The organism is Rhizobium ruizarguesonis (genome assembly GCF_017357285.1).
Taxonomy (GTDB): domain Bacteria; phylum Pseudomonadota; class Alphaproteobacteria; order Rhizobiales; family Rhizobiaceae; genus Rhizobium; species Rhizobium ruizarguesonis.
Genome location: NZ_CP071681.1, coordinates 491,275 through 509,154, shown reverse-complemented (window position 1 = coordinate 509,154; position 17,880 = coordinate 491,275). Strand labels below are relative to the sequence as shown.

Below are 17,880 nucleotides of genomic sequence, written 5' to 3'. Positions count from 1 at the left end.
CAACATTGAGTAAATAATATGCACGGAGGAAATATCTTACAGCCCGGCACTGGGTCTTTTTGCGCTGAGCGCGGTGCGCTCTATCCTCTCGACCCATACGTCGATGGGCCCGAGAGAGCATCCCATCTCCATCATGTCGATCAGCTCCACCGGCCCAGCGACCTCAAGTTCGATCCGCATGGAACTCGTATGAGATATGGTGTGCGAAAGCCCAAGCTTGGCGGCATGGCGCCGGATCCAGGGAACAAAGGAGGCGACCTCGAGATCACCGACAATCGTCATCCGCTCCAGCAGGTAGCTTGTATCTTGTCGCATGCTCGCCCTTGCTTTCCTACACCACAGCGCCTGAAGGAACTGGGGGAAGGGATCATCGTCAAAGAGAGAATATGGCGTCGGAATTTCCTTTGCAAATCCCAGCGGCAACATACCAATTCCTGCCACCGTATCCCTGCGCGTTGGCGCAGCCTGAGCCGCGCTAGCAACTACCAGTCAGCATTGCGACAAAAGCCGTGACCTTGGGCGGACGAAACCGAGCTGCCGGATAGACGACATAAATTCCTCCGGCAGGCAGGGTCCAGTCCGGCAACAATCTTATCAGTCGGCCAGCCTCTATATGCTCTCCAGCCAGAAAATCCGGCAGGACGGATATGCCTGCCCCCGCAAGCGTGGCCGCGAGAACCGCAGGCGTCGAATTGCTCATGAGGCTCTGTTGCATCCGCACGGTTCGCCGGTCGAAATCGCCCTGGATAAACCTCCAGACCACCGGCTCCTTGAGGGCCAGGTTGGCGATAAACGGCTGGCTCGCAGCATCCTCTGGACTGTTCAAACTGAGCGTGGCGAAGAAGCTGGGGGACGCCACAAGAAACTGCCGGAACGAACCGATCCGTCTCGCTTGGTGACTGGAGTCATCGAGCCATCCAACGCGGATCGACAGGTCGATCTGATTGGCGAGCAGATCCATCTTCGTATCAGCGAGCAGAAGCTCGACCCTGCAAGCGGGGTACTTCCGGATAAAGGCCGCAGCAATGGGAGCGATCGTGCTCGCACCATAATCATTGGGCGCAGCAATGCGTAGCATGCCTGTCGGCTCGGCATTTGCGCGGGTGATTTCATCGACAGCGTCCCCGGCTTCGCGGAAAATCAAGACGCAGCGCGCGTAGAGAAGCTTGCCGGCCTCGGTCGGCTCGACGCGTCGTGTTGTCCGGAGAAGCAAGCTAGTTTTCAACTCAGCTTCCAGCCGCGCAACCTGCTGGCTGACGACCGTCTTCGTGATCGCGAGGCGCTCGGCAGCTTTCGTGAACGAGCCGGTATCGACGACGGCTGCAAAATAGGCCAGCCGATTGAGGTTGACAGCCTCCATAGCCTTCTTCCATTTGATTGTAAGTTTTTGACATACTTTCTGTCACATTTAACAATATTTATCACTCAATAGAAGTGCACTATCCGTTGGCCATCGCTTCAAGGATGGTCCGATATGCATCTTACCTATCTCTACGATCCGCTTTGCGGCTGGTGCTATGGTGTGGCGCCCGCGCTCGACAAAATGGCCAAGCTTGACAATCTCACCGTCGAGCTTGCGCCCACCGGGCTTTTCGCGGGCGAAGGCGCGCGTCCGCTGGATGAACGTTTCGCAGCCTATGCCTGGCACAATGACCAGCGGATCAACCGGCTCACCGGACAGGTCTTCAGTCAGCTCTATCGCGATCAGGTTCTCGCGGGCGCAGACGGTATGTTCGACTCCGCCCCTGCGACGCTCGGGATCATTGCGGTCGGGCTAAGGCAACTCGACAGCGAGCGCGAAGCTCTGAAGGCACTTCAAATCGCCCGTTATATTGACGGCCGCAACACCTCGGAGATCGCTGTCGTGGCCGACGTTCTCGATCGGGCCGGATTTTCCGATGCCGCCGCTCGTGTCCGGGCTCCGGACGAGGCTCTGCTCGATATCTATCGCAACAGGATCGGAAAGTCCCGCCAACTCATGGCTGCATTCCGGATGGATGGTGTCCCCGCGCTATTGGTCAGCGACGGCGATAAGCGCCGCGTGCTGCGTAGCGATGCCTTGTTCGGCGGCTTTGACCGACTTGCTGCCGAGCTTCAGGCGGCGTGATCGTTCATTTTCAGCAGACCGTTCCATGAACTACCGACCACCCTGCCGGGGGGCAACACTCACGGCAGCAGAAAATCGAAACTGGCGATCATCGGAGACAACCATGTACTCAAGGAGAGAAATCATGAAAACCACCCTCGCAGCCGGCGCCGTTGCCGTTTTTGCGCCTGCCGGCCTCGGCAACGCGGCCGGATCAAAGCTGGCCTGGAAGCACTTCCCCGCCGGTCAGAATGGCTTCTTTCGCGCTCCGGTGCTGCTGACCGGCCCCAGCGAAGCGTTGCTGATCGATGGCGGTTTCAGCTATCCCGACGGCCGTGCGCTGGCGGAGGCCATCAAGGCCACCGGCAAGACGCTGACCGCGATTTATGTCAGCCAGTCCGATCCGGACTATTACTTCAGCCTGAAGCCGGTCCTCGAAGCCTTTCCCGGCACAAAAGTGCTGGCCGCTTCCGATACGATTGCAGCGATCAAGGGCAATATCGAGAAAAAGCTTGCCGTTTGGGGGCCGCAGCTCAAGGAGAACGGCCCGCAGACCCTTGCAGACATCGTCATGCCGGAAGCGTTCGACGCTCCAAGCCTCACAGTTGATGGCGAACCAGTCGAGATTGTCGCGGCCGAAGCAGGGTTAAGCAATCGCCGGTACCTGTTCGTGCCATCGCTGAACGCCGTTTTCGGGGGCGTCATGATTTTCTCCGGCGTCCACGTGTGGACGGCCGACACCCAGGCTCCGGAGCAGCGTGCCGCTTGGGTGGCCACCCTCGACAAGATCAGCGCCCGCAAGCCGACGATTGTCGTTCCCGGCCACATGACGCCGGAAGCGGCAACCGATCTGTCCGCCGTCGAGCACACGAAGAGTTATCTGCTCGCTTTCGAGGAAGAACTCGCCAAGGCCGCCGATTCCACCGCGCTGAAGGCCGCCATGGAAGCCCGCTTCCCCGGTCTCGGCATGGGCGTTGCGCTCGACATCGGCTCCAAGGTTGCTAAGGGAGAAATGAAGTGGGGCTGAACGGCCGATCTTCAAACTGATCCGAAGGGCCCGGGAGGGCCCTTCATCTCTGGGAAGGCCGCAAAAGTGGTGATGCAGTCGTCAGGTCCGCATCACATCAAGGCGCTCGAGCCTTTGACAAACTTTGCCAAAATCGGTTATGTTGCCTTCAAATGGAGGGTATCAATGGCCACGATGAACGTATCTCTTCCAGGCCCGATGAAGGATTGGGTTGAGGCCCAGGCCAGGACCGGGCGATATTCGAATGCTAGCGACTACGTGCGCGACCTGATCCGACGCGACCAGACCCGAAATGACAAGATCGCCGCCATGCAAAGCTTCGTCGAGGCCGGGCTCCAAAGTGGTGTCGGCATTCGATCAAAGGATGAACTCTTTGCTGAGGCAATGGCTCGTGCCAACAAGTCATGAGTTTTAAGCTTTCTGCCGAAGCGGAAGATGACATTATTGCGATCGCCGAGCAAGGTATCCGTATGTTCGGGCCGGGCCAGGCAAAGCGATACCACGATGAACTTTTCGCATTATTTGATCTGATAGCTGTCAATCCACGCATCGCGCGCGAACGGGATGAGATTGATCCGCCCGTTAGAATTCATCCCTTCAAAGCGCATCTAATCGTTTATCGGATCGAAGATGATGAGACAATTTTTGTAATACGAACTCGCCACGCGCATGAAGATTGGGCAAGTGACTCAATTTAGCGCACCTCGGATGGAGCTGTGGGATTTGGTAATGCGACCCGATTGAGCCCGCGAAGGGCGTTCGGCAAGAAGAAGACCTGACCATCAGACCACGCCCTTCTTAAGGATGAAGTTCCCATAGGGGCGCGATTCAGCCGTCTGGATGACTGCAAACGATCGCATGGCGATGGGATAGTATGCAAACCTCTCGACAGGTTGGCTCGCTATCGAACGCCCCTCTGCCTCTCTGCAAACCGCGAGGACGTCTTTGTGGACCTCCAGCAACTCGCCTGGCGCGTCAACGGCCTCCATGTGCATCAGAGGCGTTTCAATGAACGTGTCCAAGGGCATCAACTGAAGGATCCCGCGGACTGCAGTCGGTGCATCGACACCCTCTAAGATGAGAAGCTTTCCGCTCGTGGTTTGGGTCGCCACACGAAAACCGGAGAAGTTTCGATCCACGATTGCCAGTTCGTCGCCGTGACCCATGGAGGCCATGACCCATAACACGTCGGCCGTAATAAACGGCGGCACACCCTTCAGCATGGCATCTCCCTCCCAAGAGATTTCACCGACAAGAACGATGAACGATTAGCAGAAAAAAACGATTGCGCAAACGTTTCGATGGCGCTAGCGTGACCAAATAGCGGATCCTGGGAGAGCCTCTGGAGGTTGGAATTCCGCTTGGGAGGATAGTTTGAAAAACTCTTTTGTGGCGCTGCTGGCGAGAGCTGGAGTGCGCTCATGACGACTATTTCCGAGGTGGCAAAGGCGGCTGGGGTCTCAGTCTCCACGGTTTCGCACGTTCTCAATAAGACGCGCTACGTCTCACCCGAGAAGGTCAAGCTCGTCATCGAGTCCGTGGAGGCGATCGGATACATCCCCAATACAGTCGCTCGCTCGCTCAAACTGTCATCGACAGGCACTGTCGGCCTCGCGATTTCCGCGATTTCGAACCCTTACTTCAGTGACATCATCTGCGCGATTGAGGCCGAGTGTTCCAAACGAGGCTTGATCGCGTTCCTCTGTGACACGCAGGATGATCCGGTCCGGGAGCTGGAACTGATCCAGCATCTGCATCAGCGCCGCGTCGACGGGATCATACTTGCGCCTTCGGGCGATCCTAAAAAAGCGCTGGACTATCTCATCCGGTCCGACCTTCCCTGTGTGCTTGTTGACAGGCTGTCGGACAACCGTTTCGACCAGGTCGGGACGGATAACGTCGCCGCAATACGAACGCTCGTCGATCACCTCGTCACGCTGCATCATCGACGGGTTGGGATCATTCTCGGTCAGCCCGGCTTTGCGACGACTGTGGAGCGCGCAAAGGCCTTCCGCGCAGCGATGACGGAGAAGGGAATAGAGGTAGAGGATAATTTAATCAGCGATGGCAATCGCAGCACCGCCGACGCCACTGCTTCGACGCACCGTTTGCTGGGGCTGAAGGAGCCGCCGACAGCGATTCTTGCTTCGAACAATCTGGCGATGATCGGGGCTATGAGGGCTATCCGGGAGCGGAAGCTGCGTGTTCCCGCGGACATTTCTGTGCTTGGGATCGATGATTTCGAATGGGCAGATTATTTCGAACCGCGCCTGACGCTGATGGCCCAGCCTTGCGACGAGATTGGCAGGAAGGCGGCGGACTTGCTGATCGAGCGGATAGGCAACAAGCGCCGCCCCCGCGAGACCATTCGACTGTCGCCAGTTTTGCGGGTGCGTGAATCGTGTGGAGAAGCAGCATGAGCCAAGTCGTTCTTTCAGCGAAAGGTGTCGTCAAGCGCTTCGGCGGCGTTCAGGCGCTTCGTGGCGTGGATTTCGACCTAAAGGTTGGCGAAATCCATGCGCTGCTTGGTGAAAATGGTGCAGGAAAATCGACGCTGATGAACCTGCTGTCCGGTGTGAATACGCCGGACGAGGGAGAGATCTTCATCGACGGCAAACCGGCGCGATTTCATAGCCCGCGTGATGCACAAGCAGCGGGGATCGCAACGATCTTCCAGGAGCTGGACCTCGTTCCGAGCCTGACCGTGGCTGCCAATCTCTTCCTCGGGCGCGAACTTATCCATCGGCATGGCATGCTCGATGGCAAGGCGATGCTGCAAGAGGCGCGTAAAAGACTAGAAGCGATCGACCGATCTATCGATCCCGCCCAGTTCGTCAGTGAGCTTTCGATCGGCCAGCGCCAGGTCGTCGCCATCGTCAAGGCGCTTTCCTACGCATCGAGAGCTCTCATCATGGATGAGCCGACGGCTGCCTTGACCGTTGGCGAAGTGGATCGACTGTTCGACATCATGCGTGGCCTGGCATCGTCGGGCGTTGGCATCGTCTATATCTCGCACCGTCTTGAGGAAGTCCCGCAGATCGCTCACCGCGTGACGGTCATGCGCGACGGCAAGGTGGCAGGTGTCACCAAACCGGATGCGCCGCAGGCCGAACTGGTGCAGCTTCTTGTCGGACGTCCTTTGAACGAGCTTTATCCCCGCCGCGCACACAGTGTTGGCGACGTGCTGCTGCGGATGCGACAGGCTTCCTTCCGCCCATACCGCGTGTCGCCAGGGTGGCAGGCGCCAACTAAAGTCGATCTGGATGTTCGGCATGGCGAAATCGTCGGGCTCGCCGGCGTTATGGGGGCGGGTCGAACCGAGCTTTTGAGCGCTCTGTACGGAACAGGCGTGCCCGGCCAATGGCAAGGGGACATTACGATTGGTGGCAGGCCGACCAGGCTTAAATCGATCGCGGCTGCTCGCAGGGCAGGACTGGCATTCGTAACCGATGACCGGCGTGGGGCCGGTCTCATGTTGCGTATGTCTGTAGGTCTCAATCTGGTGATGTCGATCATCCGCTGGATATCACCAAAGGGCTTGCTGTCGGCGCGACGCCAAGAGGATGCGATCAAGAGCTCTTTCGGCCAATTCGACATTCGTCCAAAGAATCCCGGCATCGCGGTCGGGGCTCTCTCCGGGGGAAATCAGCAGAAGGTCGTCCTCGCAAAGGAAGTGCTGGGCAATCCGCGCTTGTTGCTTCTCGACGAGCCGACACGTGGCGTCGACGTCGGCGCCAAGGGTGAAATCTACGCCCGCTTGCGCAAGTTAGCTTCAGAGGGATTGGGCATTCTTGTCGCTTCTAGCGAGATGCCCGAACTGATCGGCCTATGCGATCGCATCGTGGTTTTGCGCAACGGCAACAGCGTTGCTGAGTTTTCTGGCGGCGTCGACGAACACGAAGTCCTGGCGGCCGCCAACGGGAGGGAGGCCTGATGTCCGAACAGCAAATCGCATCCAATCCAGCGGTTCAGCCCGCCAAGCGGATTGATCCGCTCGCGGTGTTGGTCCGCTTCCAGAGCTTGATCGGCCTTATACTCGTTTTCGCCGGGGGCATCATTTTCTCACCGCGTCGGCACGGAGTCATCCTGTTCATTCAACCCGACAACATCGCCAACATCGTCCGCGCGGTGTCCGAAACTGGCATCATCGCGATTGGAATGACGTTCGTGATCATCACCGCCGGGATTGATCTCTCGGTTGGGGCGACACTTGGTCTTGCGAGCGTCGTAACAGCAACATTGATGGTCTCAGGCGGTTTTGGGCTGGTCACGACGGTGCTGGCAGTGCTGCTGATGGGCACTTGTTTCGGGTTGGTCCAGGGAGCGATCTCAAGCAAGTTTCGACTTGAAGCGTTTATCGTCACTCTTGCCGGCTTACAGGCAGCCCGTGGGCTTGCACTCGTTGTGTCGGACAATCAGTACATCAATATTTCCTATGGTGATGGTCCTGGGCTCGCTCCGCCCATCTTTGCCATTCTGGGCGGCCGGCTATTCGGTAACGTCGTTCCCGTTGCCACGATCGTCTTCTTGATCTTTGCCTGCATCGCCACACTGGTGCTGAACACGACGAGGTTCGGCCGTTACGTCTATGCAGTCGGCGGCAACGATCGCGCCGCCCGCATCTCGGGTGTTCCGGTCTCGGCAATCAAGATCGCCGTTTACGCCATTACCGGCTTTGCATCCGCGCTTGCTGGCATCGTCCATGCCGGACAATTCAATTTTGGCAGTGCCAATGATGGGACCGGATATGAATTGACGGCCATCGCGGCTGTGGTCATCGGCGGAACCAGCCTGTTTGGCGGGTCGGGTTCAATGGTCGGAACAATCGCCGGTACGATCATGCTCGGCGCTTTGGCCAATATATTGCAGCTGAACAACATCACGCCAGCCATGCAGTTGCTTGCGACAGCGGCAATTATCGTTCTGGCGGCAGTCCTTCAATCCCTCGTTCGTCGCCGCGAAGGATTGGGCAGGTAGTGTGGCGGCATCGCCCGGAGGGTGGATCCGGGATCAATGTGGAGGAGAAAGTAATGACACAGAATGCACTTCGACTGTCGCATGCCGGGCGCATGGCACTCCTGGCGGGCTCATGCCTTGCTATTGCCAGCGTGGCTCACGCTGCCGATCCGCTCGTGAAGGCTTGCGCCAAGGATGGCGAGTTCGTCATCGGCTTCTCGCAGGCCAACAATGCGGAGCCCTATCGCCAGCACGTCAACGATGAACTGGAGGCCGCCGCCAAGGCAGTCCCGCAGTTCACGCTGCAGATCGCTGACGGCGCGGGCAACGTCAACACTCAGACATCGCAGGTCGACAATTTCATCACCCAAAAGGTTGATCTTCTGTTGATCTCGCCTTTCGAGGCGGCTCCGCTTACGCCCGCCGTCAAGCGGGCAATGGACGCGGGTATCCCGGTCGTCGAACTTGACCGCAAGACGAACGGTGAGGCTGGCAAGGACTACACAGCTTTCATCGGAGGAGACAACTACAAGATCGCGTTGGCCGCCGGCGAATATACGAGCAAGACGCTTCTGCCGGACGGCGGCGAAGCGGCCGTGCTGCAGGGCCTGCCGAGTTCCACACCGGCCGTCGAACGGCTGAATGGCTTCAAGGATGGCGTGAAATCCAACTCCAAGATCCAGATCGTGGCAGAACAAGCGGCAGACTGGTTGCCGGATAAAGCGCAGACCGCGTTCGCCGCGATGCTGCAGGCTCATCCCGATATCAAGATGGTCTATGCCAGCAACGACATGATGGCGGCGGGTGCACTCCTTGCTGCGAAAGGTGCCGGTAAGAGCGTGAAGATCATCGGCACTGATGGCTTGCCAGGTCCGGCAGGCGGGATCGAGGCCGTCGCAAAGGGCGACTGGTCCGCGACTTTCACATATCCGACAGGAGCCAAGGAAGCGATCGACATGGCTAAGTCGATATTGCTGGACTGCGCATCGTCGGTGCCGGCGACAGTAACGGTCGATACCACCGCCATTACGCCCGACAACGCGAAGCAGATGATGGGTAAGTAAAGCTCCAGACTCAACCCGGCCGGGCGCGTCCGTCCAGCCGGGTTGAATCATATCGATTGGCTGGCATGCTCGAACTCTTTCGTCGGGCGCATTCCTAAATAGCAGGAGACCCGCTTCAAGGCGCTATCGTGCTCGCGACTGTATCGTTCAAAGAGTTTTTGACCCCTTCTGTTACAATGCCGGCGGCGTCAGACGCAAATCTGGCATTGAAAATCAGAGTTTTCCTACCTCTTTCGCATAGTCGATAGCCGCATCGCGGCAATCTCTATCGTGCCCTGTGCGAGGCCAAGCCGCTGCTCGGCATCACCGACTCCGAGCGCTGGCCATCTTGAAATGACTTGCTGAGCTTTTATCCCACGGGAGAGCTTTCCGAGGAAACAGGCTTGTGCTGTTCCCTTCCAATGCACAGGTCGATAATGGACGAAGCCGGCGTATGATAAAACGCCATGCCCTACAGTTGACGCGAAACGCTTTTTGACGATACGGCAAACGACAGCGGCGAATGCCGGATCGTCGATCGATGGGCGGAAGAACTTCGGAATATGGATTTGAAACGGGCGATGGATTTCTTCTTGGCTTTGATTGCGTCGGTAATCCTGCTTGTGCCAATCCTTATCGTCGCTCTTTGTGTTCGCCTTACCTCGCCGGGACCGATCCTTTATTGGTCAAAACGTGTCGGCCGTTTCAATCAGATCTTCCTGATGCCGAAGTTTCGCAGCATGCGCGTCGATACACCGACGGTTGCCACGCATCTGCTCGAAAATCCGGATCGGTTTCTGACACCCATCGGCTCGTTTCTGCGCAAATCCAGCCTCGACGAACTGCCACAACTCTGGTGCATTCTTGTGGGGAAGATGAGTTTCGTCGGCCCGCGGCCGGCACTTTACAATCAATATGATCTGATAGAGTTGCGGACGGCCCATGGTGTCGACAAGCTCCTGCCTGGGTTGACGGGATGGGCGCAGATCAACGGCCGGGACGAATTGCCGATTCCGGAGAAGGTAAAATTCGATATCGAATATCTCGAACGTCGCTCGTTCGGCCTCGACATAAGCATTCTGTTTATGACCGCCGAGAAGGTCATCCGCCGTAAGGGAATAAGGCATTAAGCTACCTACTTCTGATAGATAAGCGGTGCAGGACACCTTGGTTTCCGATTATTTCAGTTGCGCTCGTTGCAGAAAATGACAAGAAGGTGAAGTCGATCGATCTGCGAAACGCTGGTAAGCAATGCCCGAAAATACCCCCACTGAGACGCCGCGCTCGGGATGGTTCTTAATGCCGCTGCAAGCGCTCGTCGCCCCTCTGCTGGCGATGCCGCGGGTTGCCAAACGTGCTCTGGCTTTGCTGGTGGATTCCAGCTTTTGCGTTCTGACGATCTGGCTGGCCTATTGTTTCCGCCTGAACGAATGGACGGTGTTGACCGGCGTCCAGTGGTTGCCGGTCTTCGTTTCGCTCTGTATGGCACTTCCCATCTTCATCGTGATGGGCATGTATCGGGCGATCTTCCGTTATGCCAATATGGCTGCTTTCATTACTGTTCTAAAGGCGATTGCGATCTACGGCGTCGCCTTCATGACGATATTTACCGCCCTCAGCGTTCCGGGTGTTCCGAGAACCGTCGGCATTCTCCAGCCCTTCCTGCTGTTGATTGCGATCGGCCTCTCGCGATTGGGGATCCGTTATTGGCTCGGGGATGCCTACCAGCGCATCCTTCACAAGAATATGCTCGCCAAGGTGCTGATCTATGGGGCAGGGACGGCCGGGCGGCAACTGGCCGGTGCCTTGATCAACAGTGCCGAACTCAATGTCGTCGGCTATCTGGATGATGACCCGCGTCTCAAGGGCGGCGTCATGGGTGGTTTGCCGATCTACGACCCCTCGGATCTTCCGGTGCTTGCGGGAGCCCTTGGCGTGCACAATGTGCTTCTTGCTCTTCCATCTGCATCGCGGCAGCGTCGCAATGAAATCCTGGAAGATATCCGTAAAGCCAGGGTCAATGTTCGCACGTTGCCGGATCTCACGGCCCTGGCTCAGGGACGCATCGCCGTCTCCGACATCCGTGAGCTGGAGATCGAAGATCTGCTGGGGAGGGAAGCGGTCGCGCCGCGGCAGGAGTTGCTCGACACGGCGATGCGCAACAAGGTGGTGATGGTCACCGGTGCTGGTGGGTCGATCGGCGGCGAATTATGCCGCCAGATTCTGCGCAACGAGCCTTCCAGCCTGATCCTCCTCGATCAGAACGAGTTTGCGCTTTATAATATCCATGCCGAATTGCGAAAGCTGGCCGAACTGTACAGACATGAAAGTCTGCAGATCGTCCCAATCCTCTGTTCCGTCCGCGACCAGGATCGCATGGAACATATCATGCAGAGCTGGCGACCTCAGACGCTCTATCATGCCGCCGCTTACAAGCATGTGCCCCTTGTCGAACACAATGCCGTGGAAGGCATCAAGAACAATGTCATGGGTACGCTGATCACGGCACGCGCAGCGAACAAATGCGGCGTTTCGAATTTCGTGCTGATCAGCACAGACAAGGCCGTGCGGCCGACAAATGTGATGGGCGCCAGCAAGAGGTTGGCGGAGATGGTTCTGCAGGCGCTCGCAGCAGAATCGGCGACCGACAGAATGCGAACGAATTTTTCCATGGTCCGCTTCGGAAATGTCCTCGGCTCCTCCGGATCCGTCGTGCCGCTATTCCGGCAGCAGATCAAGGACGGCGGCCCCGTTACGCTGACACATCCTGATATAACCCGCTATTTCATGACCATTTCGGAAGCCTCGCAGCTCGTCATCCAGGCCGGTGCGATGGCCGACGGTGGCGATGTTTTCCTGCTCGACATGGGGGAGCCCGTTCGCATCGCAGATCTCGCCCGCAAGATGGTCGAGCTTTCCGGGTTGACCGTCCGCGACGAGAACAATTCCGAAGGCGATATCGAGCTTTCCGTTACCGGCCTTAGACCCGGCGAGAAGCTCTACGAAGAACTGTTGATCGGGGATAATCCTGAAACAACCGAACATCCTCGGATTATGAAGGCGCGTGAGGATTTCTTGTCCTGGCCGGAGCTGTCGAAAAGGCTGAACTCGCTCAACGCGGCATTGGACCGGAACGATATGATCGCTGCACGCGCGACGTTGGCGGAGCTTGTTTCCGGCTATTCGTCAACGGGTGAGGTCTCGGATCTGGCTTTCACCGGCGCCGAAGCCAATACGGCAGCCTGAGACATCACTGCAAATTCCTTAAATCGGAATCGATCTGAGGAAAAAAATCATGCAGCAATTCAAAGTGCTGCAGCATCCCCTGCGCGTCTTAAAAGACGCGCGGCGTTGTCGAAGTCTGCAGGCTCGAGGGGTGCCAAGCATCAGCTCCGGACGACGGGAGCAAAGGCCGTACTGCCTCTATCCGCACAAATAAGGGCAACGAGATAGGCGAAGATCGGATCCAAAGCCTTCTGATTGAACATAATGCCAAAGCTGCCTGTGATGACGTAGCTGCTGAACAGCAGAAGAGCGAGCGCAATAGCCAAATCCCGGCCAGGTCCCGCTTCTTTTCTCCACGCGCCTATCACAGGCGTCAGCAGCATCAGCGAAAGCGCCGCAATGCCGAAAACGCCGGCGTCGATTCCCGCGGTCAGGAAACCGTTGTGGACATGCGAGTAGGGCAGCTGCGGCCGTATGTTTTCGGGCAGCTCGGCCAAAACCGAAGCCATCCGGTTTTGCGGGCCATAACCCGTCAACGGGTCCTTGCTGATTGCTGATAGTGCGCCTTTGTACAAGGCGAACCGCGCACCGATCGACGTGATCTCGCCGTCACTGCGTTCGAGCGATGTCAGATTCTCCTGAAGCGCCTCGATGCGATGGAGAACCTGGCCGCTGCCCAGGGCGATAAGTCCCGCCAACAGCAAGGAGCTGGTAATAGCGAGGCTGCGCAAACTCAGATGGAAGCTGTGTTTGCGAAAATACCAGAGAAAGATGACGATATGGACGGGAATGACCAGCCAGGCCGAGCGCGTTCCCGATAGCAGAACACAGCCTAGGCCGGCGGCATATCCCAATATCGCAATTCTTTGCTCCACGCTTCTGGGAGATTGAACGTTGAGAAGCGCGATGCCGCCGAAAAGAACGCCAATGACGCCCAGGAGTGCAGCGTTCGAAGTCCCTGCCTCTGCCCTCTCCATCAGAAACATGATCTGCAGGAGACTGAAAAGAAAGGTGACGATCATGCCGATGCCTGCGCCGAGGATAAAGAGCGGCACGAGACTGCCATCGGGAGATTGGCGCATCCGCGGCAATATCAGCCAGACCGAAAAGAAAGGCAGAAGCCGGAATATCCAGTCCAGTTCTTCGGAGTAAGGCGGGTTGATGAAGATGCTCGCGATCATCACCAGCGGGTAGATCGACATGCCAATGGCCACCAGCCGGTCGGATTTCGACAAGTTCAAGGCGAGGCTGCCCGTGGCCAAACAGTAGGCGCCCCATACCATCGACGCGAGGAGGATGAAGGAGTTAAAGTTCGGCGAAAGCCCTGGAAGGATCGCAAAGAGAAAGACCGCAATGCGGTTGTTTCGGTCGAGTGCACTTCCGGCCTCATTCCCGGGATAAAGCACCGCCATCTTGAGTTGTCTGAAATAATTCACTTTGCCGGTCCTGACCGTGGCCATACTGCCTCGCTAAGGATCGTGATCACGGCTGTCAAGCGGTGATGAGGATGCAATCTGTGGCTTTATTCGACGTGGTATTCCAGCAACAGGCGTCCAGACGGGCATAATTCTATACTATGATGGGCGGCAAATGAAGGCGAGGGCAAGGTCTGCCTCAACAGAAAACACGTCTGAGGTGCGGGCTTGATTGCTCGTCCAGCAGCCGACGGGCATGCCGCGGAGCGAGATGGCGGCCAAATCGGGGTCGGCAGGTCTACAGCGCTGCGCGTCTTTTTAGACGCGCAAGGGATGCTGTCGCTCTTTGAAGTGCGGCATGATTTTGTCGTTAAGTGTGGCTGCCGCTATCGCCAATAGGGGCGTGTCGAACCTTCCGCCGCTGATCGACCGAGGAGATAACCGAGCCCGAATGCCAGAATGCCGGTGCCGAGCAACAGCGCGCTTGCAGTGTGCGGATGCTCTCTAACGCCGGTGGTGACTGCATAAGCCTCACGCTTGATCTCTTTGGCGGCCGACTTCGCGACCTTGGTCAATCCCTCCGGCTGCTCAGCTGGTGTGCCGGTGAATCCGGCATTCAAGTTCTGTTTGTCGCTCATGTCGGGGACCTTTCTGAAGTTGGCGCGCGATCTGAAATTGGCGCGCGGCGGAAAGTTCAATCCTGCTCGCGTGTGCCGGGTGAGGCTTCGCGTTGGTCCGCATCCTCGAGATCCGTCTTGACGAGGAATGCATCGGTGTGTTCGCGCGAGGCCTCTCGCAGTGCTGCGAGGTTTGGAGGATTGTCGGCTTCACCCTGCTGGGCATCGAGTTCATGCTCGGCGAGAGTCCAGTGATGCCCGTGCTTGCCTTCCGGTCTCCCTTCCTTCTCCCACAGGGAATATGCCCTTTTTCGGATCTCCTCCTCGCGGGCGGCTGCCGGCGACCCACCGCTCTGCCTGTCGCTTTGGTTTGCGGCTCGCCGAGCCATTTTCCGTCCGCCTGCGTCCGCGGCGGGTGGAGCTTCCGGCCGGCCGCCGTCAGCCTTCCCTTCGCTTGTCTTACGTCGTGCTGGGTTTTTCATGAGCATCTCCTTGGGGATCTCAACCAACTCGGCCGATCTAAGTTCCAAACAAAGAGTGCCTCGGCGCAAGATCGGGCTTCCGATTCCGCGAGGCCTCTGCCGTTCACCCGCGCTTTTACACCGCAATGCCACTCCATGCTTTCGATTCCGTCCGAGCGTGCGGCCCGCGGGCCGATATGCTCAATTCGCGAAGCGCCGAACCCCCAGCGGCATGTCTTGGCAGGGTGATAAAATTGATATACTAGTATGCCAGAAGTTTTAACGTCTCGGTATGTCATGCGCCAGGCATCAGAAACTGAAGTTTTGGTAGCCCCGACGTCGCAGGAGGTCGCGGGCAGGCTGCGCCGCATCACCACGGCCGGCGCCATCTACGATCGACTGTATGCCGACATCGTGTCGCTGCGGCTGCCGCCCGGCATGCTGCTGCAGGAAAAGCGGATCGCCGATGAATTCGGTGTCAGCCGCACGCCGGTGCGCGAGGCGCTGCTCAGGCTTTCCGAAGGCGGACTGGTCGATATCTACCCGCAGTCGGGCACCGTCGTGTCACGGGTGCCGGTCCAGGCGATCCCAGAGGCGGTCGTCGTGCGCAAGGCGCTCGAAGGTACGACCGTCGAGACTGCGGCTCTGACCGCCACCGCCGCCGATATCGCCCGTCTCGACGCCATCATTGCTCGCCAGCAGGCTCATGCAACGACCGGCAATGTCTCGAGCTTCCATGAGGAGGATGAGGCCTTCCACGAGGCGATCGCGCAGATATCAGGTTATCCCGGCATCTGGGCAATCCTGAAGACGGTCAAGGTGCAGATCGACCGAGCACGGCGGCTGACGTTGCCGGTGCTCGGGCGCATGGATAACGTCGTGCACGAACACATCATTATCCGCGATGCGCTCGCCGCTCACGATGCGGCGGCTGCACGCAGCGCGATGATCCATCACTTAAGCGCCGTCATTCCCGATGTCGACGAACTGCGCGCGCGTTACCCCGATTATTTCTGCTGACGGCAGGCCAACACGAAACGAAAGACTTAGGGAAGGAAGAAGATGCGACAGGGTTGGAGATGGTTCGGACCGGAAGCGCCGGTGACGCTGGATGACGTCCGCCAAACGGGCGCGACGAATATCGTCTCTTCGCTGCATCAGGTGCCGATCGGCAGGGCCTGGACGGAAAAGGAAGTGCGCGAGCGCCAGTCTCTGATCGAGACGACGCCTGGCGACCGTTCGCCGCTCACCTGGTCGGTCGTGGAAAGCATCCCGATCCCCGATGCCGTCAAGCGCAACGGTGGAGAGGCGAAGGCCGAAATCGAGGCGTGGATCGCCAGTCTCGAAGCAGTCGCCGCCTGCGGCATTCCGATCGTCTGCTATAATTTCATGCCTGTCGTGGACTGGACCCGCACCGACCTCGATTACGTGACGCCGACGGGCGCCACCGCCATGCGCTTCGATCACGAGCGCTTTGCAGCCTTCGATCTCTTCATCCTGGAGCGACCGGATGCGGCACAGCACTATTCACAGGAGGACCGCGAGCGGGCCCGTGTCGTCTTCGAGGCGATGTCGGACGAGGAGATCGCCGACATCACCCGCATCATCACCTCGGCTCTGCCGGGGTCGACTACCGAACCTCTGACCATTCCGGCCTTCCGGGAAAAGCTGGTCGCCTATAGCGGTATCGATGCCGCAAGATTGCGTCGGCACCTGATCGAATTCCTGGAGGCTGTGACGCCGGCTGCCGAAGCGCGCGGTGTCAAGCTGACACTGCATCCCGATGATCCGCCGCGCTCGCTGTTCGGCCTGCCGCGCATCGCCTCGACGGCCGATGATTATGCCGCGCTCTTCGATGCCGTGCCATCGGCGGCGAACGGCATGTGTTATTGCACGGGCAGCCTCGGCGTGCGCGCCGAGAACGACCTGCCGGCGATCGCCCGGCGCTTCGCCTCGCGCATCCACTTCGCCCATCTGCGCGCCACGACGCGCGAGGGCGACGGCCGGACGTTTCATGAAAGCGCGCATCTGGAAGGTGACGTCGACATGGTCGCGGTGCTTCAGGAACTGGTGGCGGAAGACCGCCGGCGCAGTCCCGAAAACACCATCGTCTTCCGCTCGGATCATGGCCATCGCATGCTCGACGATCTCGATAAAGTCGTCACACCAGGCTACCCGGCCATCGGCCGCATGCGCGGCCTTGCCGAACTGCGCGGCATTCTGCATGCGCTAGGGGCGCCGCCGACCTGAGGGTGTCCTCGAACGGCATCGTGTGACCTTGGCGAATTGGGCTGCTGCGGGGCAAGCTTCTTCACGCGCCGGCTCGCTCGTAAGAAAAACCAACGCGCTCTGAAGCCCGAGCGATGCTTCAGAGCGCGCAACCTTTCAGGAAAAGATCGGCGCACATCTTCGCCCGCGCCTGGATCGCCTCGATCTTCGGCGGCGGCTCCTGGCGCAGGATCGCCGCGCGCTGCGGCTCCATGGTCATCATGCCGCGCAGCATGCCGCAGGCCAAATGCGGATCGTCGAGTGCAATGAGGCCGCGGTCGACCTGCAGGCGCAGCCAGTTTTCCATCAGCGCATTGGTGCGCAGGATCGCCTGTTCGTAGAAGGACGTAGCGATCTCCGGAAAACGGTCCGACTCGGCGATGACGAGCCGCATGATGGTGACCGTATCTTCTGAAAGTGTCAGCATGCCATAGGCCATCAGCATGCGCTCCAGCCCTTCTCTCAGATCGGCGGCGGCAAGCATCGGGGGATCGAGCGCCAGCAGGAAGCGGCTGATACGCTCGGAGACCACGCTCGCGAAGAGATCGGCCTTTGTCGGGAACAGCCGGTAGAGCGTCTTTGTGGAAACACCAGCCTCCTGGGCGATCGTGGCGATGCTTGCCGCCGCGTAGCCGTTCTCGTGAAACTGAGTGTCCGCTGCTTCGACGATCAGGCTCCTGGTGTCGTCGTCACAGCGTATCTGCGGCCTTCCGCGCGGCCTTCTCTCAATTTGTTGATTTTGGACCATGATGATTTTCCAAATTCCCATTGACATCCATTTT

General features: G+C 58.5%; 19 protein-coding genes. 12 read left to right on the top strand and 7 right to left on the bottom strand.

What is annotated here, in order from left to right:
• Positions 1-36 precede the first annotated feature (36 nt).
• Positions 37-315: an acylphosphatase gene (locus tag J3P73_RS33445; protein WP_018070756.1), complete on the bottom strand. Its 279-nt coding sequence runs from the start codon at positions 313-315 to the stop codon at positions 37-39.
• 160 nt (positions 316-475) lie between these two features.
• Entirely contained in the window at positions 476-1,360 is an 885-nt protein-coding gene (locus tag J3P73_RS33440) for a LysR family transcriptional regulator (protein WP_130666001.1), read from the bottom strand.
• A gap of 114 nt (positions 1,361-1,474) precedes the next feature.
• On the opposite strand from J3P73_RS33440, the gene J3P73_RS33435 reads away from it, so the two are divergent.
• The 4 genes from J3P73_RS33435 (at position 1,475) to J3P73_RS33420 (ending at position 3,811) form a co-directional block, all read left to right on the top strand.
• A complete protein-coding gene (locus tag J3P73_RS33435) occupies positions 1,475-2,107 on the top strand; it encodes a DsbA family protein (RefSeq protein WP_130680640.1) in 633 nt (210 codons plus the stop codon).
• Positions 2,108-2,210: 103 nt separating this feature from the next.
• Complete coding sequence (locus tag J3P73_RS33430) at positions 2,211-3,113, top strand: MBL fold metallo-hydrolase (protein WP_163885091.1); 903 nt, start codon at positions 2,211-2,213, stop codon at positions 3,111-3,113.
• 165 nt (positions 3,114-3,278) lie between these two features.
• Positions 3,279-3,521 (top strand): type II toxin-antitoxin system ParD family antitoxin, encoded by a 243-nt coding sequence (locus J3P73_RS33425; RefSeq protein ID WP_024320231.1) that lies wholly within the window; start codon positions 3,279-3,281, stop codon positions 3,519-3,521.
• The gene (locus J3P73_RS33420) at positions 3,518-3,811 is read left to right on the top strand and encodes a type II toxin-antitoxin system RelE/ParE family toxin (RefSeq protein WP_130657753.1); all 294 of its coding nucleotides are present in this window, start codon (positions 3,518-3,520) and stop codon (positions 3,809-3,811) included. The genes J3P73_RS33425 and J3P73_RS33420 overlap by 4 nt, the downstream gene beginning before the upstream one ends.
• An 84-nt stretch (positions 3,812-3,895) precedes the next feature.
• On the opposite strand, the gene J3P73_RS33415 is transcribed toward J3P73_RS33420, so the two are convergent.
• On the bottom strand, positions 3,896-4,336 hold the full coding sequence (locus J3P73_RS33415; protein ID WP_130676544.1) for an RbsD/FucU family protein: 441 nt from the start codon (positions 4,334-4,336) through the stop codon (positions 3,896-3,898).
• A gap of 198 nt (positions 4,337-4,534) precedes the next feature.
• Between J3P73_RS33415 and J3P73_RS33410 the strand changes: the two genes are divergently transcribed.
• The 6 genes from J3P73_RS33410 (at position 4,535) to J3P73_RS33385 (ending at position 12,358) form a co-directional block, all read left to right on the top strand.
• Positions 4,535-5,533: a LacI family DNA-binding transcriptional regulator gene (locus J3P73_RS33410; protein ID WP_130657751.1), complete on the top strand. Its 999-nt coding sequence runs from the start codon at positions 4,535-4,537 to the stop codon at positions 5,531-5,533.
• Positions 5,530-7,047 (top strand): sugar ABC transporter ATP-binding protein, encoded by a 1,518-nt coding sequence (locus tag J3P73_RS33405; protein ID WP_130707064.1) that lies wholly within the window; start codon positions 5,530-5,532, stop codon positions 7,045-7,047. The genes J3P73_RS33410 and J3P73_RS33405 overlap by 4 nt, the downstream gene beginning before the upstream one ends.
• A complete protein-coding gene (locus J3P73_RS33400) occupies positions 7,047-8,090 on the top strand; it encodes an ABC transporter permease (protein ID WP_130774252.1) in 1,044 nt (347 codons plus the stop codon). Before J3P73_RS33405 ends, J3P73_RS33400 begins: the two co-directional genes overlap by 1 nt.
• A gap of 53 nt (positions 8,091-8,143) precedes the next feature.
• The gene (locus tag J3P73_RS33395; protein WP_024320230.1) at positions 8,144-9,133 is read left to right on the top strand and encodes a substrate-binding domain-containing protein; all 990 of its coding nucleotides are present in this window, start codon (positions 8,144-8,146) and stop codon (positions 9,131-9,133) included.
• Positions 9,134-9,675: 542 nt separating this feature from the next.
• Positions 9,676-10,242 carry a sugar transferase gene (locus J3P73_RS33390; protein WP_130657749.1) on the top strand — a complete coding sequence of 189 codons (567 nt, stop codon included), beginning with the start codon at positions 9,676-9,678 and terminating at the stop codon, positions 10,240-10,242.
• Positions 10,243-10,363: 121 nt separating this feature from the next.
• On the top strand, positions 10,364-12,358 hold the full coding sequence (locus J3P73_RS33385; RefSeq protein WP_130657748.1) for a polysaccharide biosynthesis protein: 1,995 nt from the start codon (positions 10,364-10,366) through the stop codon (positions 12,356-12,358).
• 140 nt (positions 12,359-12,498) lie between these two features.
• Here the strand turns inward: J3P73_RS33385 and J3P73_RS33380 are convergent, their stop codons facing one another.
• The 3 genes from J3P73_RS33380 to J3P73_RS33370 form a co-directional block, all read right to left on the bottom strand.
• Positions 12,499-13,797, bottom strand: a complete 1,299-nt coding sequence (locus tag J3P73_RS33380) for an O-antigen ligase family protein (RefSeq protein WP_130666989.1) — start codon at positions 13,795-13,797, stop codon at positions 12,499-12,501.
• 341 nt (positions 13,798-14,138) lie between these two features.
• On the bottom strand, positions 14,139-14,390 hold the full coding sequence (locus J3P73_RS33375; RefSeq protein ID WP_075223819.1) for a hypothetical protein: 252 nt from the start codon (positions 14,388-14,390) through the stop codon (positions 14,139-14,141).
• 56 nt (positions 14,391-14,446) lie between these two features.
• Positions 14,447-14,851, bottom strand: a complete 405-nt coding sequence (locus J3P73_RS33370; RefSeq protein ID WP_064248528.1) for a DUF2934 domain-containing protein — start codon at positions 14,849-14,851, stop codon at positions 14,447-14,449.
• A gap of 276 nt (positions 14,852-15,127) precedes the next feature.
• Here J3P73_RS33370 and J3P73_RS33365 point away from each other — a divergent pair, with 276 nt between their 5' ends.
• Together J3P73_RS33365 and uxuA are read left to right on the top strand one after the other, a co-directional pair.
• Complete coding sequence (locus J3P73_RS33365; RefSeq protein ID WP_130680636.1) at positions 15,128-15,850, top strand: GntR family transcriptional regulator; 723 nt, start codon at positions 15,128-15,130, stop codon at positions 15,848-15,850.
• A 42-nt stretch (positions 15,851-15,892) separates the two neighbouring features.
• A complete protein-coding gene (gene uxuA / locus J3P73_RS33360; protein ID WP_130774251.1) occupies positions 15,893-17,080 on the top strand; it encodes a mannonate dehydratase in 1,188 nt (395 codons plus the stop codon).
• A gap of 118 nt (positions 17,081-17,198) precedes the next feature.
• Here uxuA and J3P73_RS33355 read toward each other — a convergent pair whose 3' ends face one another.
• On the bottom strand, positions 17,199-17,846 hold the full coding sequence (locus J3P73_RS33355) for a TetR/AcrR family transcriptional regulator (RefSeq protein WP_024320222.1): 648 nt from the start codon (positions 17,844-17,846) through the stop codon (positions 17,199-17,201).
• Positions 17,847-17,880 lie beyond the last annotated feature (34 nt).